The sequence below is a fragment of the Algoriphagus sp. A40 genome (assembly GCF_002002735.1).
Lineage (GTDB): Bacteria > Bacteroidota > Bacteroidia > Cytophagales > Cyclobacteriaceae > Algoriphagus.
Window position 1 is genome coordinate 206,338 of record NZ_MUNY01000053.1, and the last position, 25,348, is coordinate 231,685.

Consider the following 25,348-nt stretch of genomic DNA (forward strand, 5'->3'; position numbering starts at 1 on the left):
ATTCGAAATTAGGCGGACGGTATTCAGCATTTGATGTTCTGAATTTGTCTTTCGATAACCTTTTGCGGAGAGATATCTCTGACAAAAAAAACCTCGGAATCATAAATCCCGAGGTTCATTATTTATCAATTGGCCTATAATTCACTTCGCCTATTCAATACCTAAATATCGCCGCAACACCTGTTTCGGACGGCATTTGGTCTGATGAAAGGACTGTGACATGACCGCCCATTCTCAGGGCCAATTCGCTCATGTCGTCCAATAAATCATCGACTTTTGGATTGTCCAGGCTTTTGTTTTGAACATTGCCTGTGACCAGATTGGTGATGCGACTCGCAATGATCCGATCGGCTTCTATGATCAAGGTATAGACTCTTCCTTCCACCAGCGCCTGAGCCACAATCTTGATATCATCACTTCCCAGCCCACTTGCCTTGGCCTGCTGATAGCGCCCGATCAATTCTTCATGCTTTCTCAGGTATTCCGGTTCCATGATTTCCCAAGCCAATGCTGCCAATCTTTCATTGGAAACTGAACTTGGATTGATCTTGATGCCATCCTCCAGCAGCAGGGAGTTTTTACTCACTTTGTGAAAAAGGTGGTGATGCTCCGGCAGTGCAGCGAGGACCAACGGCAGGCCTGATTTTTTTGAATAGCCTTCAAAAACTGCATTCGCTACCTCCCGGAAGTATTGTTCTACCTCCCCAAGAGATTCATCCTTTTTGCTTCCCTGGATAAAATGAAAGCTTCCCGTGGCAGAATTTCGGTTCAAATTGGTTGATGCCTGTTCTCCATCCAGCGCTTCGACAGCCTCCTCCTCTACTTCCGCATGGAGTTCCATCTCAACCAAGGAATGACGGTTGCCTTCAAAAAACTTCACCTCATTCAGGCTCAATGCCAACACATGAAATCTTCCCGTTGATTGCAGGGATTGCTGAAGGGGTTTGGTATGGAAGCTGTCCGCCACAATGGCCATCTCTTCAGGTGCTTCATTCAGGTCAACTGCTCTCAGAAAATCAGCTGCGCTAAAAATCGCCAAACCCAGAGACGTATGATTCCAAAAATCCTCCATACCGGTCAGTTCCAACAAAGGCTGAATGTAGTCCCGAGTCTCATCCTTCGAATACTTGAGCAGCAGTGAAGCTTCTAAATCCTTGATCAGATTTTTGAACCGAACAGGGTTTTGAAGGTTTTCCGGATGACTGCGATGGGTGGGCATGTAGAGCGAAAGGCAGGGAGGCTGGGAATCTGCCAGAAGTTCCATCAGGACTTCCTTATTCAGGGTCGTGGTGTTTTTGTTGGTTTTCATAGAATGTTAAATAGTAGAGGATTAGAAAATGGAATGCAAAAACAGAAAAAGACAGAAGCCCAGCCTCTCAGGACATTCATTCGGCAGAAATCGCCGATCAAAAGGAACTAAAAGCCGGAAATAGAAGCCTGGGGAACAAAACTGAATGTAAAAGTTCAGAGAATTCGGAGGCTGATTTTCAAAGGGTGATTGAGAAATCAGATAATTGAAGGCATGTGACTTAACCTTCTCAAAATAAATCCAAAGGCAAGCGAATGGGCCTTGGAGGGGACTTGATCAACACCCATTCGGATCACTTATCCGAGCTTGAGGATCGACTACTCCTAACCTAACGGCTGTGGGTGGGCAAAGTTGTCGGAGGTGGGCGGGGGATTTCAAATACCACTGCTTACGCTCGAACCACTGCAATAAACTACGCCGAGGTGAGGTAAATCAAGGCTGAAGGCCTGGCTGATTCTAACCCGGAGCGTGAGCTCTGGGAATGATGTATCGTGCAGCTGGCAAAAGGTCTTAAGGACCGATTTGGATTTATTGAATTTGGTAGTCGGCCTTTCAGGCTTACTGGGAGTTGGGTCGCCTGAGATTCCCAGTCCTGACGAGCTAGGTTGAAATAATTCGGCCTTTCAGTCCTGGGGTGGCTTAATTTCCAGCTGTCTCCAAAGACCAAACAACCCCCACTACCCTATTCAAAGTTCGTTTTTCGATTGAAAAATCATTCGATTGACAGATTCTATGGAGAAAAAGAAGGGTTGGGTGTGGATGCTTCGACAGGGCTCAGCACAAGTGTGGGATGAGAGAAGTTGGATGATTATTGGTTTGGATCAAACCTCACCCAAATAAACCGAATCAGAGAATGTTCTATTCTTGGTCCAGGCATTCTCCTGGCTAAACGCCAGAAAGGCATGCCATTTATCGCCCGATTCAGGAAATGGTAAGGCCAACAAATGGCTTTCCTTTTCTCTTGAATTTCCCTTAAACTCCCAGACTGATTTTTCCCGGTGTTCATGAATCAATACCAAAAAAGCCTCGTCCCGGGGATTGGAACCTGCAATCCAGGAGTTGTTCCTCCAGGTAAACAAAACTCCGGTAGCTGTCCTTTCTGCCTTGGGTTCCTCCGGTCCAAGAAGGGATCCGCTACTTAATTTAACCAGGAAAATATCCAGAACCTTTTCCCTGCTGCTACCTACAAAAGAAAAACTGTTTTTGGCCGTAAACGAGACGGCAGCATGGTAGGCTTTCCTTCCACCAATTTCCCATTCCTGAAATCCAAAACGGATTAGGTGGGCAAAAAAACGAAGAAATTTATGGGTCTGTGTATTTACAGACTGGCTGATTTTTTTCGCTTCGGAGGTTCTTGCTTTTGTAGCCTTACTTTGCTTCCCGGGAGCTTTTCGGACATAAGTTTGGCCATCCAACTGGTAAAACACCAAGTTTCCTACCTTACCCCTTATCCCTTCCAGTATACTTCCCTGTACTCTTCCCATAGTTTAAAAATTGATATCCGGAAGATTAAGTTAACACAAGTGTAATAATAATCAAATAGTTATTAATCATTTTTCAATATTTGATCAATATCAAATTGCACTTCTATTGTTTAGTTATTGGTCTTAGAATAGTCTTTCATTGTTATGCTTCTTTGATTTTTCTAACTGGGAAGCAGTAAAAGGGCAGATTGTAAATCCTATAACAGGACCTTGACAATGCATCCCGATTTCGGGAGTTGAGGATTATGCGGATCAGGCTTTTAGGAAGGTTCCCTTTTATGCCATGTTCAGAATGTTTTTTGGTGAAAGATGGCCAAATCTGAATGTGGGGAACTGAAAATCAAACCGAAAGTAGAATCTGTGGAATTTGTGGAATTTGTGGAATCTGTGGAATCTGTGGAATCTGTGGACTTGACATGAATCCCCGGTATATCCAAAACCTAGCCTATATGTAGCTTTGATGCTACTTTGATGCTACTTTGATGCTGCTTTGATGGTGCTTTGGTGGTGCTTTGGTGGTGCTTTGATGCCGGTTAGCGGCTGCTCGTTGTCGGGTTGTCAGCTGCGCGTTGTCGGGTTGTCGGGTTGTCAGCTTCGCGTTGTCGTGTTGTCTGGTTATCCAGTTGTCTGGTTGTCCGCTGCACGTTGTCAGTTTGGGAAGGGCCCTGGAGGGGCCTAATCTTAATAACCGTGGGTGGAGCGCAGCGGAGCCCACGGCATAAAAAGTAAAAGGCCATTGACCTCGGCGCAAGAATAATGTGGGTAACGTAAACTCGATGCCGAGGTACGGAGATGGGGTATTGGGAGTTGGAGGGCATTGGGTTAGGCCTTGGGAACCTCAATAGTTGATTTCTCATTGTTCTTTTTCTCCCGATACGCTGCGATGCTCAGGACAGGCTTTGATGAAAAAGAAAGTTCCCGATAGCGATCGGGACAAGACGCAGCAAACACTAGGCCACAGCGCACCCCGCTGCTGTTGTTTTGCCCACCCTGCAGCCTGGCCCAAACCTAAAACAGCCCACCGGGCTGTTTCCTAACGGTTTGTCCCCCGACCGCGCCCTCCAAACCATAATTTGTCTCTGCCGGAGGCGAGGTGTTGGAAAGATGTCGCATGTATAATTCGTGAGCCCGACCCTGAAGGGGTATCGTGAGGACAGGGATGTTGATGCCGAGGAACGGAGATGGGGTATTGGGAGTTGGAAGGCTTTGGGTAAGGCCTTTAGGAACTTCGGTTGTGATTTTCTTTTACGTCCTTTTGGCTTGACCCAAAAGGACCAAAAGGTCAAGACGCAGCAAAGCTCCCACAGCACTAGGCCACCGCGCACCCCGCTGCTGTTGTTTTGCCCACCCTGCAGCCTGGCCCAAACCTAAAACAGCCCACCGCGGCGGGCTGTTTCCTAACGGTTTGTCCCCCGACCGCGCCCTCCAAACCATAATTTGTCTCTGCCGGAGGCGAGGTGTTGGAAGGATGTCGCATGTATGATTCGTGAGACCGACCCTGAAGGGGTCATTTATAACAGCCGTGGGTAGAGCACAGCGGAACCCACGGTAAAAAAAGATCAAAATCCATTCACCTCGGCGCAGGGGTATCGAAGGGACAGGGATGTTGATGCCGAGGAACGGAGCGGGAGGTTTGAAAGGTTAAAGGTTAAAAATGGGAAGTTGGGAGGTGTCAAAAAAGCAGACTGAAGACTGCATACAAAAAAGCACAAGTCGGAAGACTTGCCCTAATGGGGGTTTGTCTCTGCCGGAGGCGAGGTGTTGGAAGGATGTCGCATGTATGATTCGTGAGCCCGACCCTGAAGGGGTCATTTGTAACAGCCGTGGGTAGAGCACAGCGGAACCCACGGTAAAAAAAAGATCAAAATCCATTGACCTCGGCGCAGGGGTATTGTATGGAAAAGGCTGTCGATGCCGAGGTACGGAGCGGGAAGTTTGAATGGTTAAAGGTTAAAAATGGGAAGTTGGGAGGTGTCAAAAAAGCAGTCTGAAGACTGCATACAAAAAAGCACAAGTCGGAAGACTCATATCTTTAAATTGAATCAAAAAACAGAATAAAGGTGTAGCCTGACTCGAAGACTATGTACGGCAATGCTGATACTGGGCGCAAGGAATCACACCTTTATTCTTTCCTCTTCGAATCTGAATAGTACCTAAACATGAGGGGTTTATTTCTTTCAATGTTCCATATTATGAGTAAAGAATTAGAGGGGATCCTGTTTTTTTAAACCATCATATTCTATGTTAAAATATTCTGTCGGACTGGATATTTCCAGCAAATCCATCAACGGCTGTTTATCCACTATAGATAACGGTCAAAAGGTTACAGTAAAAACCACCCAAACGTTTGCTAATTCCAAAGCTGGTTTCAAATCCATAGATACTTGGATCCGGAAAAACCATAAAGACCAAAGCATTCCTCTGGTCATCTGTATGGAAGCCACTGGCAATTACCATGAGTCTTGTGCCCTATACCTGTTTGAAAAGGGCTATTCTGTTTCAGTGGTCTTACCCAATAAAGCGAAGAATTATCTCAAATCGCTGGGAAACAAGTCTAAAAACGACAGTATAGACGCTAAGGGCCTTGCCCAGATGGGAGCAGAACAATGCCTGTCTATCTGGTCTCCATTTGGAAGGTATTTCTATGAACTGCGATCCCTAACCAGACACCACCAAAGCTTGCAGGAACAAAAGACGAGTTCAAAAAACCAGCTCCACGCCATCAAAAACGGTATGTATTCTTCTAAAGCGGTTGAAAAACAGTTGGAAAATATGATCAAACTTATCGACAAGCAGCTCGAACAACTCGAGACCACCATCAAGAACCTTTTCCAATCCGAAGAAGAAGTCTGGGAAAAGGTCTGCAACATCTGTACGATCAAAGGTGTCGGGTTACTGACCACTGCCATCGTACTGGCCGAAACCAACGGCTTTGAACTGTTTGAAAATAGTAAGCAGCTGGTCAGCTATTCTGGATATGATGTCATCGAAAACCAGTCGGGAAAGCACAACGGAAAAACCAAAATCTCAAAAAAAGGTAATGCAAGAATCAGGCGGGCGATGTTCATGCCCGCATTTCAGGCTGTCACCTACCAAGTCAAACCTTTCTGCAACCTTTTCAATCGGACCTTCGAAAAGCATGGATTGAAAATGAAAAGTTATGTGGCTGTACAAAAGAAAATTCTAACCACCATCTACGCATTATGGAAAAACAACACTCCATTTAACCAGGAGTATCAACCCAAAATATCCAAAGAACAGGAGCTGGAGCTTCCCTCTCCGGTCAGCTTTGCAAAAGCTGAAAAAAGTAGTGCCGATCAAGTCGGCACTACACAAGGTAAACATCCAAGTGAACGATCACTGCATGCTTCCTCTCCGGTATCGTAAAGGTAAAAAATTTCAAAAAAACTCTTGGTTTGAAAGATAGTACCTCATATTCTGAGAGCTTCTTTATCAAATTAAAGAAGTGCTTTAGGCTCCAGAAATTCAGTTCCAGCTCATATGCCAAAAGCATCTTCAAAGCACTTTTTGATCGGCTAGATCTCCTTTTTGATTTTATTAAGTCAAGGACCTCTCTTACAATGAAAAGAGTTATTGCAATTAATGCGGTAATCGGGATAGCTGATTCTAAATTTTTTAAAATACAATCCATCTTAGTTATTTAGATGCGCCTTCTGGAGGTTAGTAAAATTGATTTTTGAGCTCAGTGGAATTTGCCTGCCCTACATTTCGGTAGCTTTCAAAGCTTTTACTTCCCCATTTGATCCTTTACTTACTCTTTCATTTATTCCAGTTTTTGTTTGAAACCATTAATCTCGCCAAAATGGCGAGTTGTTGGCGAGATAGACTTCGATGATCTTTATACTTTATTCTACCTCGCCACTTTGGCGAGTTGCTGGCGAGATAACTACTCATTCATTAAATATTTGGTACTTCGTCCTGATCCGACCTTACGAAGCAACCCATTATCTGTCCAATCTTTCAGGTAACGTTCTGCGGTTCTAGCGGCCAATCCTGTGAAATCAACAAACTCCGACTTTGATACAGGACGTTTACCTCTGAATATTTCAAAGTTTTTCAGTTCAACTTCGCTCAAGTTATCTATGCTGCCTTTACCAATCACTTCCTTTACAGCTTCAGTATTCCTTGGGAAAGTTAAAGTTAGAAAAGGCTCTTTGAACGTGTATTTAGGAATTGGTAATCCGTATTCCTGATTCAATGACTTGAATGTCTTCATTCCAAAACCTTTCTCCTCTACATAATCCATCAGGCTGAATGCATAGGTGATAATCGGATTTCGGCTTAAGGAGGGTGCTTCAAAGGTATTAAGGTCTTCCAAAGTAATTGCCGGGAGCGGCTTACCTGGACTGGTTACGGTGATCTTATTCCCGTCGATCTTGATTTCACACTTTGCCCCCTCTATTTCATAGTCTCGATGAACCAAAGCGTTCACAATCGCTTCACGTAACACTTCAATTGGGAAATCAGGGACATCTATTCGTTTAAATCCACTGGTATCTTTAGAAAGTGGTAAAACTTTTTTTAACCAGTCCTCAATTTGGTCGGGAAGAAGAACTAAAGCATCATCAAAATCTTTGGGTTCTATTTTGGTATTCTCATAGGTTACATGGGCTTTCAATACAGCATTCTTGAATCTTGTCCGTGGACTTTTCCCAAAAAGCAGTACTCCATAACCAGTAGGGACAAACTGCTTTTTAGCCTGATCCCATTCCATTGCTCCAAAGTCAGCCAAGTATTCCAAGAAAGCCTCATCCGATAGCTTAAAATCAAGTTTGGCTTCAGTGATAAACTTTTGTAAGGCTAAATCAGAAAATTTGCTCTTGTCATAACTTGCAATAGGAAGCTCAATTGAAGACCGGAAATTCTCCACCTCTTCTTCAGTTTCTTTTCTCCTTTCTATCGCCTGTTTTATGAAGGCAGAATTTTCAGCTTCTATGATTCGCTGAAATTCCCTGTCGAACATCTTCACCTCTACGCCATGTCGTTCCAAATGGCTAATCCCTTTCCCATCGACTGTTGGATCGGGATCTTCTATTCCAACAAAGACTTTTTTAATGCGAGCATTAGTAGTTCTTCGACAGCAGGGCACCTTGGGAGAATTGCGCTCGACACAAGGTTCAAGCGTTGTGTATAAAGTACAGCCTTCCAAATCCACATTTGCCAATTTTCTTTCGATCAAGGTAAATTCTGCATGATCCCCTTCTCTAAGTTCACCACGAAAGGCTGTTTCTATTCTCCCATCAGGGAAAAGCAACACAGCTCCTACTTTTGGCGGAACCTTGCCATCGGGCCTAGGCTCGTTAACGCTTTTATTCATCACGTCAATCGCCAGCTGCATCAAGTCTCTATGAGAATATTGTTTTTTAGCCATAGTCTATATCTATCTCAAAGCCTGTCTCGGTTGTAGTCAAATTATCGTTCTGACTGAGTGAAGTTTGCAACTTCACTCTAATATCCTTACCAATTTTCAATTGGACTATCATCCTACCCGACATGCTGCCAGCAATAACTACTTCCTGCCGATGCTTTTCGGGAGCACCGGGAACCGGCATTGGTTGTGGCGCTGCTTCCTCTACCTCACCCCTCCCTCTCCTCTAGGAGAGGGCGATCGAGCAGTGGTTGATTGGAGATCCTGGTCACCTGTCTGCGCATAGCGGCAGGTAGAGCGGAGGTATTTTGCTCCGGTCTTGTTGACTAATACCTTACTCTCCGACTGCGCCGAAGCGGAGCCTGAAGCAAAGAGAAGAATGGGAATCAGAAGAAACCGGAATGCAGGGATCATCGGTGGGATAAACGGGTAGCAAATCGGTGGTAGAAAGTTGGTTGATCAAGAAAGGGAAAAATTAAGTGACAAAAAATACCCAGTACAGGGTATTTTTCAATTACCTCACCCCTCCCTCTCCTTTAGGAGAGGGCGATAGAGCAGTTGTAGACTTGAAGATCCTGGTCACCCGTCTGCGCGTAGCTGCAGGTAGAGCGGTGGTATTTGGCTCCGGTCTTGGTTACAAATACCTTACTCTCCGGCTGCGCCGGAGCGGAAACAGAAGCAACCAGAAGAACGAAAATCAGAAGAAACCGGAATGCAGGGATCATCGGATGGGTAAACGGGTTGCAGAGCGGTGGTAGTGAGTTGGCAGGGCTAATAACAGAAAAGATTAAGACTATTATAATACCCAGTATAGGGTATTTTTGAGGGTGAAATAGAAAAAGGTGAGGAGGAAGGGAGTGTTTGAGAGCTTTGTCTAAATCTAATTTGAACCATTCTTTATAGTTTAACTCTATGAAATACCCAAACGATAACCATATTCAAACAAATGTTTGTTAGCAATGACAATATATTTCTCTTGAAATAATTCTTGCTTCCTAGGTGACCATTTGTGAATAGCCTCTAAAATTTCATCTTGGTTAATCCCTGGATTACTTTTCTTAACAAAATCCACCGTAGCTAATACTTCTAAAGACAAGGCTGACTGAAATCCATCAATCAATTTGATTAGGTTGGAGAGTCTTGTTCGCTGGTCTGAGTTTAGTTCCTTTTTTACATAGTCGCTAACTTCCTTTATCTTATCATATTGTAATTCCAAAGGTTCAAAGGCTTTTGCATTCATTTGTTCCAAGCCCTTTAAATATTTTCCATTAACATTATGCAATAAGTGCTCGACTTGAACCGCATATGGCCCATAATGGCTTGCTTCAAACTTGAGTTTATTTAAGCTTTTTTCTCCTAATCGCTGAAGAAAATACGCCAACTTATTTGCCACAAAAAGACTTGCATTTTCTCCAAGGGATTCATAAAAGAACATGGCATAAAGTATCATTGCCCGAGCAGGGGTTAACTTTATTTCTTTATTAGCATTTTGCGCTTTAAGAATATCCTTGACCGCATCATTGGGTTCATATACCTGAATGTCAACATGGCTCAAATGACCTAAAGCTTCTTCAATCATTGGTCTAACTTTTTCCCATTTCAAGCCTCCATTCCCACAGCCTAAGGGCGGAATTGCAATACTTTGAATTTTTTCCTTTTCAATGACTTTGGCTAATTCATTCAACCCTTCTTCTATATATTCATATTTGGATTTCATGAACCACTCCGTTTTGGTCGGGAAATTGACAATCACTTTTTCCCCATTTAAGGTCTGTTCCCTAACCACCAATAAATTACCTGTTTGCAATTCCTTTTTTTTGCAAGCAGCTGAGTAGATTTTAAAATTAGTCGGGAATGCCTCTTTGAATTGCAGTGCAATTCCTTTTCCCATAACCCCAACTGTATTCACTGTATTCACTAATGCTTGGGTATTAGCTTCTAACAAATTTCCTTTTAAATATTGCATCAGTAGTAAAATTGATTATTTGGGTTGACATGGACTGGAATTTTCATACCCAGTCGATTAATGATCTCTTCAACGATAGCTTTTCTTTGTTCATCTAGTACAATGATGCTGCTAATGCAAGTCGTAGGGACATGATTTTTAACTAAAAACTCTGCTTGTTTTCTAACCTGTCTATCTAGGTAACTCTCGGTTGGATTCCAATACCTAAGTCCGACCGTATCCCAATAAACCTGATCTAAATCATTTAAATCATTGTAAAATTGAGATAGTTTATCTTTTGCATGTCCATTTGTGAAACACCATTCTTGACATTGTTCAACTATTGCTTCAACTCTGCAAACAATGTACACAATCTCGTTTTGAGGTCTTTGAGTAATTCCTCTATGTCCAGTTTTAATATTTAATAACATGGGGGACAATGGTCCAAAATAAAACGGCACATAATCCCCTAAAACACCATTTGGTGGATTTATCCCTACCGAATAGGTACTTCGTTGTGCAATCAATCCATTATCCCCGATGTTGATATAATTCGGGTCGGCTAATTCATGATTTCGGGTAAACATGCCATGGCTAAGCAAATACTCCACATTGTTAATGTGAACTATTCTAAAAACTCTTATTATTTCAGGTTTCTGTCCCGGCATTTTAATTCTATAGGATCCTCATTCTTTAGATTCTAAACTTCAGAAGGTAATTTATTTCAACTATAAATGATTTTGCAAGTTGCCTAATTTTGGTTTGCAATTATAGTTTACTTTGTTTTTTTTCATCAACAGGGAGAAATCACAGAACTCGGCACTATCCTTCGCTTCCTTTTCTGTAATCTGATAGATATTAGCGATGTAGGGAATAGGGTCCCCTGCTTTAAAGTGCTCAAAGATGGTTTCTGGATAGATATTCTTTCCCTCGATGATGGGATGGCCGAACTTACGGGCCGGGTCGATCACCACCGCATTTTCCCTGCCCAAGGGCCAAAGTTTGGATACCACATCCCCATCACCAAACTCGAGCTTTTTGAAAAATACCCGCATGATATTCAGGTTAAACTGGTCGGACCCATTGAGTGAGACGATGTCCTCCCCCCTTTTCCAGTACACCCGTTTACTGTCGGTCTGGATTTCTTCCAATACCTGCTTTTGGGCAAAAGGAAAGTGGGTGCCGTAGATCTTGGAAAGCTTCTGATGTGCAAGCAGCACCTCGGCGGTCTTGACGCCTTTCTCTGCCAGCTGGATCATGAAGTAGAGTTCTACAACGGTATGGAAACTTACCGCCCTGGAACCTTCTGTCATCCAGGAGTATTGGGTCTGGAATTGCTTTCCCAGTCTGCCGTCCCAGTTCTCCTTTACCCAGCGATGTACCTTGGGATAGGGAATGCGCAGAATGGAGGCCACTTCCCGGATGGTGAAGATGCCTGAGCCGAGTTGAGGTTTATTTTCGAAAGCGATCATGGTTTGGCTTTTAAAGATATCCAATTAACCGATTGGGAAGTAACTCCAGTCCAAAAAGTGACAGAAGTTGGGGTACTTTGCTCTGCTCAGTCTAAATCCAGGGGAATGGATTTTTCCCGACAGTACAGCTCAATATCCGAATCACTCTCGAAGTACCGGTCACAGTATTCCTCCAGTTCCTTTTCAGTGGATTTAAAATACCGCTCCTGAGCCGTGAGGAGGCGGTCGGTCTGCTCAATAAACTGTTCGAATTCCCGGTTGATCTTGCAAAGCTTATCGATGGTCTTGAAGTCCAGGTCCCGGTATTTGGCAGGAAAGAGGATTTTACTTTTGAAAGGATTGGCATTGAGTTTAATAATCCCGATCCCGAAGGATTGATTGAGTCTTTCCATCTCCTCCGAGAGGCTGTCGCTAAATTCAAAGGCCACCAAGTAACCGTAATTTGCCCAACTGGAATTGGATACAGCCTGGAAGTAGGCCTTCTTCAGTTCGGAGTCCGAGTTGATTTCCTTTTTGACCTCGTAAGAGCTCAGCTTGAAGGTGTCTACCCTATTGATGGACTTCAGGAAGTTCTGGCTGACTTTGGTCTGGAGGTTAAGAAACTTGACTCCGACCATATCTGGATGGCTCCAGATCTGGTTGCTGTCCTTACCGTAGGTAGACTGCTCGTGAAAGATGGTTCGGGAATAGATTTGGGTATTTTTGAGGTAGCTACTGAGCAGGATATGCAGGTCCCGCTCGAGGTAGGATTTGGTCTTAGGTTTGGGTGTTTTATCCGAATCCAACAAAGTCTCGCCTGAAAGGATTTCGATTCCTATTTCGGGCTCATTCTTGGTCAAATAATAGGAATAGGTGCCGCCCTCCTGCTTGATCCTTTTCACTCTGGAATCCCCGTTGCGAATAAACTCTCCCAGTTGAGCTGAAATTGTTGAAGCAGGAGTTTTGGCCGAACCAAAATCATAATAACCTTTAGCTACGATGTGGTTATAGACCTCCAGGTAGTTCGTAACCGCGTTGATATCGTCCAAACTTTTGAGGATGGCTTCTTTGATGGTCATCTGGATTTTTTTTGGGTTGGTTGCTTTAGTTCAAGATAGGATTTTTCATGGAAGTTTTCCCATTGGAAGCCTGACCGGTTTTGTGACAGAACTTTTCCGGGTAATTCTCATTGGCAAACTTATTCCATGACTTCCAGGCCTCGGCGCTCATGGGTTGCTTGGGGTTGAATTTGATTTGGATGCCTGTTCTGATGCAGAAACCATGAGAGTGTTCTGCCACAGTCTGAACTTGTCTGACAGGACGTTCTACCTGGCTTTCATTGGAGTCCAATTCCTCTGGGTAATCAAACATTTTTTGGGGACTTGGCATGTTCTTTTTGATTAATCCATAGAATTTTTCGGTGGAATCGAAGAGCACCTTTGATCCCTTGTAATTTTTGCTGCTGCTCAGCAATCCTTTTTTATTTTCAAAAATGGGTCTGTTGATAAATACCACTTCATTCGTATCTGCTATTTCCATGCAGGTCTCCCAAGCTTCATCATCACTGCTCGGTGACCGGGAGAAGGCTTTGAAAAGGCTTTGCTCGGAAAGGACTCCAAATTCTATGTTATTGTTGAATGAATAATCATAGAGGTTGATGGAGGTAATGATTCCCTTAGATTCATTTCCATAATACTTAGCATGCAAGTTTGGGACATAGACAATACTGATTTTTGGAAATTGTTTGAAATATTCAAAATCATCTTTGTTCATGCTTTTTTGAACTGATTTCTCATTCTTCCCAAAGACAAGAATCAGGTGAAGTTCTTGGTTATTTTTTTGTTGGTCAAAGAGTTTTCTGAAGTGATCATCCAATTTGATATAAGGTGAGACAATCATTAATGTGTCTTTAGCATCCCAAATGATTTCATCAATTGCATCCACTAAAGCGTTGCCAGTCAAAAATTTACTCATATTGTTTATGTGATTTTGGGGTTTAGGGTTTGTTGGAGGGTGTTTTTCAAATCACGGAGCGTAAGAACCTAAAAATTTCTTTAAGAGAAAATACCCTGTACTGGGTATTTTTGGGGGTGAAATGGGGGAGTTTTAATTAAAGTGCATACAAATCCGAAGTGGAAAACAGTCTAAATCCCTCTAACCTCAACTAAAACTCACTGATTTATATTTCCCGGCTGAGGCATCGGCTCGGAAAGAACGAAGGAAATCAATTTTTTTCTCAACATCGTTTTGTCTTTAAAATGTCTTGAAATCTCATACGTCTTATCAGTGAAATCATTTTCAGACTCGCTAGCCTTGTAATAAAAGATTTTAATGGATTTACAGTTCACATGCTCAAAAATCTGATTTAACATTGTTCGGTCAGACAGTCCGCAAGAATGCCCATAGATGTGTACTTGGAAATCATTAGCTTCAATGAATCTGGTTAGCAGATAGAAATTCTTTGTTTGAAGGTATTCAAAAGACTTGATGTGCTTGAAGAGTTCGTTGTTCTGCTCATCCTCAAACTCCAAATATCTCTTGTCTAATTCATCACCAAAGCCAAAAATCGGTTTGCCATTCGTATTAGATAATTCACCATGAATATAGTTCCAATCTGATGGTATTTTCTTGTGACACTCTTCCGCGTAAGCCTGAAATGTATTTGTATAATTGAAATTTAAAAAGTATAAATTATCAGGCTTTTTACTTTTCTCCAATTTGACAGTCACAATTTCATAGAATCTAATATCACTACAAAAACATTCTAGAATAGAGTCTCTATCCCGAGCCCCTCCAAATTCAAGCTGTTGTCTATTCAAATATTCAATGAGTTTTTGTTTAAGAAACTCCAATTGAGAATTCAAACTCTTAACTAGTCCATGTTGATTGACTCCCTTTTCCTTTTTCCTAGAATCTAATAAAATATTGAAGTACTCTATTTCAATATCAACCCACAATAAGTCAGAGCATTTCGAATAGACTCTTTCCAATAAGGGAGAGATAAATTTAAACTCATACCTAGGAGATTTTCTAACTCTCTCAATCACCTCAAAAATCATTGATCTGTTTATAGGATTTTCAAGCGGATTATTGAATTCCCAAAAATCGCGTGAATTGACTTTTATCTGTACCAGTTGATCGGTATAGTCTTTACCTTTAGCTACATCCCTCATCACAGTGCAGAAATAATCTGCTATAAAATCACTAAAACTTGTTTTCAGACCATGAGCAAGATCAAAGCCGTTGCCTATAATGATTAATCGGTTCATTTATCTAGAATAAAAATCCAAAGCTATCTCTGGATTGCATAGGTAGAAAGTTAGAATTATGGGATATCTGAAAGGTTATGGCTATTATTTTCGTTTTTTAAATTCCATTTGCCTATTCTCCTCTTCTAAAATGATCAAAGTTTCCGGAGTTAGTTTGATGACCGAATCCACCTGTACTTCATAATAATCCCCCTTCTCATCCTGAATCGCATAGCCGTTTGCTATCATATATTTTGCGGAAGGACTGTAAGGTCTTTTGTAATAATGCTTTCGGATGATCCTAGAGTTGTCAGTATCGTAGCACCACATCCCTTGATCGGTATTTTCTGGCGTGAACTGTTTGGTATAAACTCCATCTTCTCTAAAGACCGTCAGTGGCCCTTTGGGTATCTCGTAGCCTTTCACTACCTCGTGCCAGATCGTATCAATCTTAGCCCCCGAGGAATCTCTCAAATCCACAAATTCCCAAGTCCCAATGAGCTTGGTCTCTTGAGTACCGCAATTTTCAGATTGTCCTTTTGCTAGATGTAAGTGACTCAAACAAAGAAAGAAAAATAGTACTGCCTTGAAGTTCATTTTATAAATGCTGATTAATTATTTCTCTTAATTTACTAACCCCCATCATATCCATTCCCCTATGCAGCATTCGATGGCAATTGGAGCAAACCAGGGCCAGATCTTCGAGGCGGGTTTGCTGGATGCCCTCATATTGGTTTAAGGGGACTTGGTGGTGACACTCGATGTAGCCCTTGCCAAGATCGCCGTATTTGACCTGAAAGTTGAATTCGCAGGACTCGCAGTCCAGCGCTCCGTATTTCTTGAGGTGCTGGGTTTTCTTCAGCAGTACCAGTTTGGAATCCCGCTCTTTATACTTGTGTAGCTTGTAAAGCACTCTCCCTTCCCTGAATTCCAGAAGTTCCTCCTCAGGTTCTTCTTGGATTTCATAGAGCTTCATCCGAAGCTGAGGATTGGCGACTGTCTGGCGGATGGTGTCGGCAATTCTGGCAAGTTCTTCCCGCTTGTGGTTGAATTCATAGAACACCGCCTGATCGAGTTTGCTAAATGACTCCATCCCTTTGCCATGGTAGTTGGGGTCGATGGCGAGGAAGTTGCTCAGCTTCAGTCCTACCCCGTTGGGGTTTCGGAATTTCTCAGCATCGGGACGAATGTCGAAGATAGGAAGTCGGTTGATCACCTCTGAAAGCTCGATCACTGCGGGATTTCTCCCGTGGATTTGACCGGGCTCCAGCCGAAAGTATAGATCCAAGGCCAGGATGATCTCATCTCTGTGCCATTTGGGGTTTCTTTTGCCGGAGGTGGTTTGGTTCATAAGGAGTAGGGCAAACTAAAGAATTTTCCGATCAATCCAATATGGAATTGTTCTCTGACAAGCCGTGACAGTAGATTTTTTGAATTCCGAAGGCTGCAATTTATTTGTACCATGAAAAACATTCGCCTTAACTACCGCTACCGGGATGCGCATAATTACAAGGAATTTGGAAGTGTGGTGTTTGTCAATCCTACCGGAATGTCCGTGAAAGTGGCCACTGCCCTACTCCGGAAAAAGTTGATATCTGAGGAGTTTTTTGTTCCACAGGACTGGGGGTTGCCCCGGCTTCATGCACGGCCGTATGATCCGGAGGCGGATCATGAATGGCATGAGTTTGAGGAGTTTGAAAATACCGATGAGGCTGCCACAGACCGGCGCGAGATTGTGGAGTTTTTGGAAGGAGTGGTTAAGGGGTATGTGATTTAAACCCAACAAGCCAACCCCCGATCCTGCATATTAATACCCATGCTCTGGGATACCGTTATCCTCTACGGACTCCATCGAAACCACAAACTTCGACCCGCAGTCCTGGTCTGGACAAAGATGGATTTGAGTTTGGCTGGTAGTATGACTGAAGTCTGCCAGGATTTCAGCTCGAAGGCCACAGGAAGGGCAGGTTTGGGGTTGGTCGGTAGCGAAGAGTTGGTGATCGTATAGTGAGGTTTGCATAAGTAACAAAATTAAAGAACAAGGGTAAATTGGTGGTTTTACTCCGCTCTGAATACCTCGACCGTATATTTCTCTATGTTCTTTTTTTCCCGAAAGAATCGGGACAGGCTTTGATAAAAAAGAACGAAAAAATCAAGACGTGGCAAAAACGGAAGTTTTGGAGCCAGGTTGCGGGTAGGAATCTTCAGCCCGAAACCCAGACGCCGGAGTTACTTTGCCCATCCTGCAGCCTGACCCAAACCTAAAACAGCCCACCGGGCTGTTTTCTAACAGGTTGTCACCCGACCGCGCCGGACACAACGGGTACGTATCCACTCTCTCGTACTATCACTATGATTTATTCTAATTAGGTATTTAAAAGTCCTGTTCGGTACATCATAATTTGTTCTTTAACTCTTGACACTTGAGCATCCGTAAGTTCTTTCATCCATGCATCATCAACATAGTTCATATAGTTGTTTATAGGAGCGAATTCGCCAGCGATACAAGCATTATGAGGTATGCCAATTTCAGGCTCTCCATAATTGGCTTCGATATGAGCTGGAGTATCATGTACATGGTCACCAATTCCACTGCAACCACCTTGAAATGTATGATATAGCCCTAGCCAATGACCAACTTCGTGTACTCCGGTCATTCCCAAATTATACGGAGCAGCGCTACCATTTGGAAGTGACTCATCGAGTACAACAACTCCATCCAAAACAGGATCTCCAGCTAAGTCAAATGGGAACGTAGCCCAGCCCAACAATCCTGAAACCAATCCACCAGTATAAAAATTTAGGCATTTTTTCGAATCAGAACCTAACTTCGATTTTGCTTCTCTTTCAGCTGCTGAACCATGTCCCATGTAGTACCATCCATAGTTATCAATATAGTGGACTGTGGACTCACTATATTTGAAAGTTAAATTTGCTCCTGAGAAGGCCAGATTTAGTAACTCTATTTGCTTGACCCTTTGACTTTTTGCGATGAGGCCTCTCCCTCCATAAGTAATATGGTGAAATCGTACTTCAATTGAAATTTTTGAAAATAGTCGTCTCTTTGACTTATTGGCTGCAATTTCTTCATCCACTCTTAGTATTTCAATTGGAGACGGAGTCTTAGTAGCACAACCTCTTCCAAACTTGGAAAACTCTTCTTGACTTTCAAACTCTTTGTTGTTGATGTAAAATGCCATGTTTATATTTTTTTAAGTTGTTTTTAATTGCTTGATAACATTTGTGTCTACTAAACTCCCCGATCATTCAACTTCGTTATAGCAACTATTGCTGAATAAAAACTTTAAAATTAGCCAATTTGGCCGACTTAACTATTTGACAACATCATACACTAAGCGTTTGATGCTGGTTTTACTCCAGAAGCATAGCTGATCACTTTTGTCAAGACGAAACATAGCTATGTGTTTTCGCTTTACCTCACCCATCCGCATCCCTCCCTGCAGGTGGATTTACAATCATTAGACTAGATGTAACTGAAAGAATATAATCACTTATCCATGTATGGAGGCTTCAAGTAAATTAAGGGAGTTAAAAACAAGTTTTACTACTGATTACGAACCAACCGTACGAAATAATTGTCGCGAGATAAGTGAGATCTACTAAGGCTTCAAAGTGAATTAGACTCACTAAATTGGATTTCCATTTTCAGTTAGCGATTCTATTTCTCGTTTCCAATAGCCAGCTCCTTCAAATTCTTGTATGAATATCTCCGAATTCCATTAACAATTTCCCTATTTGACAACCTGGGGAAAACCAAACCATGGGGTCCCGAAACTGTTGCTACATGATTATTGCAATCTTCCGCAGCTTTTTCTGCTGTTTCTCGGTTCTCGCCACATTTACCGTGGACTTCACAATACGCATAGAAATGTGCCATAAATAATTATTTAAAGTGTTGTAAAACTTAAAGGGAATGTTGCCTGAATACCGGCAACACTTCTATTATAAAAACTTCCAGATTCAGCACGATCGAAAATATCATTTATTCCAATAAAGAGCTCTAGATTTAAAAAACTCCCGTGGTCATCTGATTCTGAGTCTGTAAATGGGAAAACTAAGCCAGTTCGTAAAGAGGTAACTGGTTTAAATCCTTGTCCAGCATCTACTGTACCTCTTAAATGAAAACCGATATTATCGCGCGTTCCCACAAACTGATAGTAGTCAGCAAAGAAAAGAATTGATAACTGACTCTTATCAAACTCCCCAACGAAGGCATCTTTTTTTGTGACAACTGTTTGATTAGAATTTACGACATCTGTAGTCGTAAATTCTGCGGCCTCAAGGGCGTCTATATTGTTTCCAGCTTCCCCCTTAAATCCAAATGAATAAAATTTTACATGCCTAGCTTTTCTCTTAGCTCCTATCAATGGGGAATTTAAAAGTCCTGAATACGCAACGACAAAGGAAGGAGTAATATCCGATACATCGCTAAGTCGTTCAGTTTCGGGACGAGTTATATCATATATACTATATGAATTTTGACTAGCCTCACCGCCGATTGTAATCCACTTAAATCTAATATCATCAGGTGTAATCAAATCGAAACCCGCTCCTACCTTCCTTAGTGCAAGTTCTCTTTCATATCGAAGTTTAACAATTTCCATATCCTTATTGAAATAATAAAGGTCATAATTTAATACTTGAAGTTCCCTATTAAGAACTGCCAGTTTTGTCGAATCAAATGCTATTCTAACAGGATCGGAACGAACGGCTAACTCTTCTTGAATCGCCTTAATTTCTTTTTCCTTATCTCTTATTTTCTTATCAAATGCAAATTCAAAAGCTTCAGCTTTTAAAGTTTCATGTCTGAGATTCCCACCGGAGTTATTAGCCAAAATCTCAGCTATAATTTCATCCATTTTCGTCCGAAATTTCACTCTTTCAATTTGTAGGCCCTCAAGTTCATACGTCAGTAAGGCCTCTTGTCTTCGGTAAAAGTCTGTCCACTCAGAATTCCTTCGGATTGACATTACTCTATTGAGATCATCAATTTCTTTCTGTTTAGCTTCGATTTTTAGAATTTGATCGTTCTCAAAACCCAGGGCTTTTACACTATCAGTGTGAAATTTTTTAATTACTCCTTCATTCTGCTCAATTATTTTTTGAATCCCCATGTAATCCACTGAGACTTCTGGATTAGCCAAAAGGAAGTTCCAATTTACTCCAATAGAAACATTCGTGTTTAGATTATTATTTTCAAAAAGCGTTGATACTCCATCGGTTAGTCCGCCCCCTATTTTAATCCCAACTATATTATTTTCCCAAACAATATTTAATGAACCTGCTAGGGTGTTGTCTGAGGTACTAACCGCCGCATAATTCCCAAGGCCAGCAAATGTATTTCCTGCAATTATTTTTGCAAATTGATTGTTAAGAATATATTTCAATTGTTGATCAGGATCTTTCATATCAATTGTATCCCCTCGGGAAGTCACAATTTTACTAATGTTCTGTCCGGTGACCGAGGAAGCACAAAGCAACAAAAAAGCTAAAGCATATATAAATCTGAAGAACAGTCTCTTTATATCAGGTTTAAAATGTTCTGAAATTTTGTAAACGCTCTTTTTAGAACTTAGTAGATCATCACTTGCAAAAAATCCCAAATGTTTTTCAGTCTGCATTCGGAATATTTTTTCGGACCGACAATCTGACCCATATTCATTGACCGTTAATGCAATAGAATGAGTAAGCTCATTTTTTCTTCGAAGATCAGAATTATAGTTTGGTTGCATTTTTAGTATCGTTGAGGTTAAAATTCAGTGGGCTATTTCACTTCTCATCTTTCTCATTAATTACCTTAGTCGCATAGGGCACTATACCCAGCCCCAAGGCGGTAAGGATGGGCCAGAGGTCCTCGAATTCAGGAACCTTCATGCCCTTGATTGCGAAATACATGTAGAAGGAAAAGATGCAGATAGCCAGGATGGAAGCACTCAGGGAGCTCAAAAAGGCGATCAGCCGACTGCTGCTTCGGTTCATCGGAATATTGGGCTGATCTGCCGGAGACAGCGGAGGGATAGTTTGTTTATTAGCGGGATCGGCAGCATTTGCGACCATCATGCTTGTCCGGGCCCTAAGCATATCCATCTGAACCGCCTGTACTTCTTCCAGGCGTTCCTCCGGCACATCATCAGACAGGGCACTGCTGATCTTATATCCTTCCCTCTTTAGCCAGCCGATGAAATACAAGGCAGCGCCGATGGAAAGAATGACCGGCATCAATACGTATAGCCACATCCAACCGAGTTCGGGTTTGCAATCCAAACAGGGGTCCGCTGCCGTTGCGGGGCTTTGCGGTGTGGCTTCTTCCGTTTCCAGCTTCTCAATTTCCTTTTGCTGGGCTATTACTTTCTCCTGCAATTTGGAGATCATGGCAGTGGAGTCTTGGGAAGATGCCTCAACCGAGATAAGGAGCAGTAAGAAAATTAAGGCAGTCTTCATGATTCCGATATTTAATGCAGCCCTATTCAAAACAAACAGAAACTGCGGCTTATCTATCAGAAATCTATCAACTCAACACGCTGAAAACCAGGCAAAACAAGGAGATGGTGAGGCTCAGTCAGAAGGTGGTGGAAATAAGCGGGTTTTCGGGAGTTGATGTAAAAAATGGGATTGATCTAGGGACGAGGGGATCGTGGCAACAAGAGCAATCCGACCACAAAAAATCCGTATTGGATGATATTAATTATATTTCTCGTATACCAGATCCGGTCAATAATCTGAGAATAGAGGAGTGCATCGATGAAAAAGGTTCCGAAGGAGTAAAGAAATATTCCAGCCAATATCCAAAACCATGGATAAGACAGTATATCATCGCGTTGTTCCGCCATACGCAAGAGCGAGAACCCCATAATGAATGAAATCACGATGAGAATAGAAGTTTGGAGGATAGAAGAATAGAGGATGTTCCCTTCAAAAAAATCAAAATAGAATTTGGTTAGAAAGAGAAGTATAAAAACAACTCCTATTCTGTTTCTAATACGGGATCGAATTCCTGGTTCAAAATTGAAACTGGCGATCCAAAGAAAAAAAAATGCCTCGTAAACAAGATAAAGGGCCAACAAGTACCCGTGTATTTTCCAAATCTCATTAGCCTTATAGGCAGCAAAACCGATTCCGTCCACTACCGCTCCAAATAGGAGAAACACAAAAAACAGGCGAAGTTTTAAATCGCCTGTTTTGAGTTTTGTTCCGGCAATAGCCAATGGAACCAGTATCGAAAAAGATGAAAACTCTTGTATACTCACTCTATAACATTAAAAGTAATTAGTCAATCTGTTCGGTATAAGGTGGAGGTGGCGGCGGCCAGGAATTTTGAACAAGTCTGGATGTGACCATGGTTTGGTTGTCAGCTCCTACAATATTTCTTCCGTCTTGGTCCACTCCTACAAATATCACCCGGATTCTATTGGATTTTGTATGACTATAGCTGGTGTCGTATCCGAAATAATACCTTACAGCTTTCAGCGCCCCATTACTAAGAAAGTCATCCATATCTCGATTTACGACTCCCCGGTTTTCAAAAAAGCTACAGGGAAACTTGTTATACGGATCACCAAAATCATCACTCGGAAGTCTATTTATACAATTCATTACGTCGGCTTTATTAATTTCCAAGTCAGCTACCAGAGGAATCTCATCATGCTTCAACATGTCAAGCACTTCGGACATAGTTATCTCCCTTTTGTAGGTAAACGGCCGGCCAGTATAAATCAATTTTTCCGAGGTAGGAGCACGGGGAACTTTGGCTACCTCATAAGATCCATCCTCAAAGGCAAGGAATAGTTCGGGTAGATATCCCGGGCCCACTAAATTGCGGCAGTACCAAGCCATTGATCCGTTATAGATCATCCCAGCCTCTTTTTTTATAGCCGATTTCAACACGGTTCCCCCAATTGCCGCGCTGAATGCCAAATCACCTAATCTGGGCTCTCTCAGAAATGACAAAATAAGATGTGCCGCTTCATCCAAGGAGATCTTGAATGATTTGCTTAGAATAGTTTGAGTTTCATCGTTCATGTTTTATTATTAGTTAAGTTGAAAATCTAAATCCACCAAATTCTTTCCCTGCATCCCCGATTACGCTCGTCAGTAGATACTGGGCCTCGCGGGGGGAGGAGACGCTGATCGAGTAAGCGCTGCCGGGTGTACCTTTGATTACCCAGTGTAGCAGATAGTATTCACCTTCGCTGAGGTCAAGTTCTTTTGCAGAACTTCCGGTGGAGATCAGGGTCTCATCTAAGAAAAGCCATATCTCCCCTTTCAAAGCAAATGTGGATGTCACTAACTTAATCATCGCTCAAAATCATGATCTAAACTCGCCTGAAGCTGTTCGCATTCCTATAGCCACTAAGAATCCGGCGTCCTCCGGTTAGATTTTGGCGGTACCCTACCCTTTTCTAGTGTATAACCCTTAGAAATCCCTCCTTTCTCCTTCTGGAAACATCCAGGAAAGACCCGTCGGTCAACTTCACCTGACCGCCCTCTCCTTTGATGTATTCGGACAGGTAATCCAGATTGATAAAATGCGAATTGTGGATGCGGTAAAACCGATAGCCTTCCAGCATCTCTTCACAATCCTTGAGTGTGCGTGAGACGATGACCTGCCGCTTGTCTTTGAGGAAAAATGTGGTGTAGGTATTGTCGGATTCACAGCGGACGATGTCATGCACATCGACGAAGATGTATCCGGTAAAGCTGGGAAGGGCGACTTTTGCTTTTTCGGGGGGTTTGTTCAGATTTTCCAGCAGGTTTTGGAGATGGACCAGGCCGGTACTTTTCTTTGATTTGAACCGCTCCAAAGCTGCCCCAAACTCCGTTGGATCAATGGGCTTGACCAGGTAATCCACCGCCGCCATCCGAAAGGCCCGCACGGCATATTCTTCATAGGAGGTGGTAAAGATGAGTTCGAAGTCTATCCGGGTTCGGGAGGCAAGCCACTCAAAAGAGGTTCCGCTCTGGAGCATGACATCACAGAGCGCCAAGTCCGGCTTGACGCTGTCGATCAGGAGTTCCGCCTCCTCTGCAGAGGCTGCTATTCCCACGAGTTCGAATTCAGGATATTCATTCAGCAGCCTGATCAGATTTTCCTGTGCATGCTTTTCGTCCTCAATCAAAACAGTCTTGTATCCCATATTATTAATCTTCAAAGGGTATGAGTAACCGAACTTCGCTTCCCCTGTCATTCGCAGGGTTCTTATGGATGGAAAATTCGGCCTTGGTTTTATTCAGTTCATTGTAGAAATCAAACCGCTCTTTCATCAGCTGGATGCCCATGGATGTCTTTTTCACCTTGTGAGCCAGGTCAAAGCTGGATTTCTCGGTCTTTTCCTTGCCGTCGTCTGTAATCAGGCAGCACAGATGATCCGGGTCGTGGATGGCAAATGAGATGGACAGTTGGCCTCCCTCGGCGAGCCCATGCCAGACTGCGTTTTCCAAAAAAGGCTGGATAAACATGGGAGGTATTTGGATCTCCCTTCCCAACAGGCTGTCCTCCAGCGTGAAGTGAAAATCGAATGCGCCGTTCACCCGCATCCGCTCGAGTTCCAGGTAGATCTTGCAATTCTCCATCTCCTCCTGTAGGTCGACCATCTTTCTCGAGGAACTTTCGAGGACGTAGCGGACGAGCTGGGAAAATTTAATCAGGTACGTTCCGGCCAGATAGGAGTCTTGGGTTTGAATGTAGTGGTGGATGGAGTTGAGGCAATTGAAGATAAAGTGCGGATTGATCTGTGCTTTCAGGGCTTTGAGTTCCCCCTGGACGACACTGAGCTTCAACTGGGTTTCCCGCTGCTTGAATGCGGTCTCGCGTTTTGACCGGTATATCACAAAGACGATAAAAGAGAAAGCTAAAATGACGGGCAAAAGCCCGAAAAGTACAGCGGTTCGAATCTGGGTATCCAGGGGTTGTTCCGGAATGGTGACACTGACGGCGTGAGTCTCTACCTGAAGAAGATTTAGAAAGTGAGAAATGTCACCCAAGAGTCAGAAAGATTTGTTTCAATAGCATTTTAAGTTACAACAAATCATTCGAATCACCTACAATCCTCGCAGCAATAAACAAAATAGGTAGTTGCTTGGCGGGTAGTCTGTTAAGGGTTAAGGGTTAAAACGTTAAGGGTTAAGCCGCTGCGCTGTTGTAGCGGTGTCTGCTGTGCTGTTGTAGCGTTGTCACGTTGTCCGCTGAAGCTGTTGGTGGGTAGTCTGTTAAGGTGTTAAGTGTTGTTCGCGGAGCTGTTTTCGGGTGCGGAAGCTTTGTAGGCGGTTATGGAATCCTGCGGGACAGGCTCTCTCCTACCTCACCCTTCACTGCCCACCCTACATGCTGGCCCAAGCCTAAAATCTTCCAACAGGAAGATTTCTTGACGGCTTGTCCCCCATCTCCACATGGAGAGGGAGCTTGTGCAGTGGTCAAATTCAGCTTAGAGTTCCTAATTGGAAAGGAATAACTTCTTACTTCATTTTTGATATTGAATTAAGATTTGACCGGACGTATTGATGG

22 protein-coding genes are annotated in these 25,348 nt (G+C 42.8%); 3 read left to right on the plus strand and 19 right to left on the minus strand.

The features are described from left to right. Positions 1-154: 154 nt before the first annotated feature. Positions 155-1,309 (minus strand): hypothetical protein, encoded by a 1,155-nt coding sequence (locus B0E43_RS13160; RefSeq protein ID WP_077350433.1) that lies wholly within the window; start codon positions 1,307-1,309, stop codon positions 155-157. Positions 1,310-2,130: 821 nt separating this feature from the next. Next, positions 2,131-2,793, minus strand: a complete 663-nt coding sequence (locus B0E43_RS13165) for a DUF6266 family protein (protein ID WP_077350435.1) — start codon at positions 2,791-2,793, stop codon at positions 2,131-2,133. A gap of 2,241 nt (positions 2,794-5,034) precedes the next feature. Here B0E43_RS13165 and B0E43_RS13175 point away from each other — a divergent pair. Then, positions 5,035-6,180 carry an IS110 family transposase gene (locus tag B0E43_RS13175; RefSeq protein ID WP_077350439.1) on the plus strand — a complete coding sequence of 382 codons (1,146 nt, stop codon included), beginning with the start codon at positions 5,035-5,037 and terminating at the stop codon, positions 6,178-6,180. Positions 6,181-6,700: 520 nt separating this feature from the next. On the opposite strand, the gene B0E43_RS13185 is transcribed toward B0E43_RS13175, so the two are convergent. From B0E43_RS13185 to B0E43_RS13235, 9 genes are all read right to left on the minus strand, one after another. Then, a complete protein-coding gene (locus tag B0E43_RS13185) occupies positions 6,701-8,185 on the minus strand; it encodes an ATP-binding protein (protein ID WP_077350443.1) in 1,485 nt (494 codons plus the stop codon). 907 nt (positions 8,186-9,092) lie between these two features. Continuing rightward, positions 9,093-10,148: a macro domain-containing protein gene (locus B0E43_RS13200; RefSeq protein ID WP_077350449.1), complete on the minus strand. Its 1,056-nt coding sequence runs from the start codon at positions 10,146-10,148 to the stop codon at positions 9,093-9,095. Continuing rightward, positions 10,148-10,795 (minus strand): DUF4433 domain-containing protein, encoded by a 648-nt coding sequence (locus B0E43_RS13205; RefSeq protein ID WP_077350451.1) that lies wholly within the window; start codon positions 10,793-10,795, stop codon positions 10,148-10,150. Before B0E43_RS13205 ends, B0E43_RS13200 begins: the two co-directional genes overlap by 1 nt. A gap of 60 nt (positions 10,796-10,855) precedes the next feature. Beyond that, on the minus strand, positions 10,856-11,599 hold the full coding sequence (locus B0E43_RS13210) for a DUF433 domain-containing protein (protein WP_077350515.1): 744 nt from the start codon (positions 11,597-11,599) through the stop codon (positions 10,856-10,858). Between the two features lie 86 nt (positions 11,600-11,685). Next, the gene (locus tag B0E43_RS13215) at positions 11,686-12,657 is read right to left on the minus strand and encodes a hypothetical protein (protein WP_077350453.1); all 972 of its coding nucleotides are present in this window, start codon (positions 12,655-12,657) and stop codon (positions 11,686-11,688) included. 25 nt (positions 12,658-12,682) lie between these two features. Beyond that, on the minus strand, positions 12,683-13,552 hold the full coding sequence (locus B0E43_RS13220) for a phospholipase D family protein (RefSeq protein ID WP_077350455.1): 870 nt from the start codon (positions 13,550-13,552) through the stop codon (positions 12,683-12,685). Positions 13,553-13,749: 197 nt separating this feature from the next. After that, complete coding sequence (locus B0E43_RS13225) at positions 13,750-14,847, minus strand: AbiH family protein (protein ID WP_077350457.1); 1,098 nt, start codon at positions 14,845-14,847, stop codon at positions 13,750-13,752. Positions 14,848-14,931: 84 nt separating this feature from the next. Beyond that, on the minus strand, positions 14,932-15,423 hold the full coding sequence (locus tag B0E43_RS13230) for a hypothetical protein (protein ID WP_077350459.1): 492 nt from the start codon (positions 15,421-15,423) through the stop codon (positions 14,932-14,934). Between the two features lies 1 nt (position 15,424). Next, the gene (locus tag B0E43_RS13235; RefSeq protein ID WP_077350461.1) at positions 15,425-16,177 is read right to left on the minus strand and encodes an HNH endonuclease; all 753 of its coding nucleotides are present in this window, start codon (positions 16,175-16,177) and stop codon (positions 15,425-15,427) included. Between the two features lie 111 nt (positions 16,178-16,288). On the opposite strand from B0E43_RS13235, the gene B0E43_RS13240 reads away from it, so the two are divergent. Continuing rightward, entirely contained in the window at positions 16,289-16,603 is a 315-nt protein-coding gene (locus tag B0E43_RS13240; protein WP_077350463.1) for a hypothetical protein, read from the plus strand. 30 nt (positions 16,604-16,633) lie between these two features. Here B0E43_RS13240 and B0E43_RS22815 read toward each other — a convergent pair whose 3' ends face one another. The 4 genes from B0E43_RS22815 to B0E43_RS13265 all read right to left on the minus strand — a co-directional run bounded on the left by B0E43_RS22815 (position 16,634) and on the right by B0E43_RS13265 (position 21,288). Further along, positions 16,634-16,846: a hypothetical protein gene (locus tag B0E43_RS22815; RefSeq protein WP_139352760.1), complete on the minus strand. Its 213-nt coding sequence runs from the start codon at positions 16,844-16,846 to the stop codon at positions 16,634-16,636. Positions 16,847-17,192: 346 nt separating this feature from the next. Further along, complete coding sequence (locus tag B0E43_RS13250) at positions 17,193-18,026, minus strand: zinc metalloprotease (protein ID WP_077350467.1); 834 nt, start codon at positions 18,024-18,026, stop codon at positions 17,193-17,195. 708 nt (positions 18,027-18,734) lie between these two features. Beyond that, complete coding sequence (locus B0E43_RS13260) at positions 18,735-20,468, minus strand: hypothetical protein (protein ID WP_139352761.1); 1,734 nt, start codon at positions 20,466-20,468, stop codon at positions 18,735-18,737. Between the two features lie 148 nt (positions 20,469-20,616). Further along, on the minus strand, positions 20,617-21,288 hold the full coding sequence (locus B0E43_RS13265; protein ID WP_139352762.1) for a hypothetical protein: 672 nt from the start codon (positions 21,286-21,288) through the stop codon (positions 20,617-20,619). A gap of 14 nt (positions 21,289-21,302) precedes the next feature. Between B0E43_RS13265 and B0E43_RS22820 the strand changes: the two genes are divergently transcribed. Further along, on the plus strand, positions 21,303-21,707 hold the full coding sequence (locus tag B0E43_RS22820; RefSeq protein ID WP_139352763.1) for a hypothetical protein: 405 nt from the start codon (positions 21,303-21,305) through the stop codon (positions 21,705-21,707). A gap of 406 nt (positions 21,708-22,113) precedes the next feature. On the opposite strand, the gene B0E43_RS13280 is transcribed toward B0E43_RS22820, so the two are convergent. The 4 genes from B0E43_RS13280 to B0E43_RS13295 all read right to left on the minus strand — a co-directional run bounded on the left by B0E43_RS13280 (position 22,114) and on the right by B0E43_RS13295 (position 24,828). Beyond that, positions 22,114-22,866 (minus strand): hypothetical protein, encoded by a 753-nt coding sequence (locus B0E43_RS13280; protein ID WP_077350479.1) that lies wholly within the window; start codon positions 22,864-22,866, stop codon positions 22,114-22,116. Positions 22,867-22,879: 13 nt separating this feature from the next. After that, the gene (locus tag B0E43_RS13285) at positions 22,880-23,143 is read right to left on the minus strand and encodes a hypothetical protein (protein WP_077350481.1); all 264 of its coding nucleotides are present in this window, start codon (positions 23,141-23,143) and stop codon (positions 22,880-22,882) included. 103 nt (positions 23,144-23,246) lie between these two features. Then, positions 23,247-23,981, minus strand: coding sequence for a LytTR family DNA-binding domain-containing protein (locus tag B0E43_RS13290; protein WP_168171947.1), 735 nt, complete (start codon positions 23,979-23,981; stop codon positions 23,247-23,249). Between the two features lie 4 nt (positions 23,982-23,985). Next, positions 23,986-24,828, minus strand: a complete 843-nt coding sequence (locus B0E43_RS13295) for a sensor histidine kinase (protein WP_077350485.1) — start codon at positions 24,826-24,828, stop codon at positions 23,986-23,988. Positions 24,829-25,348 lie beyond the last annotated feature (520 nt).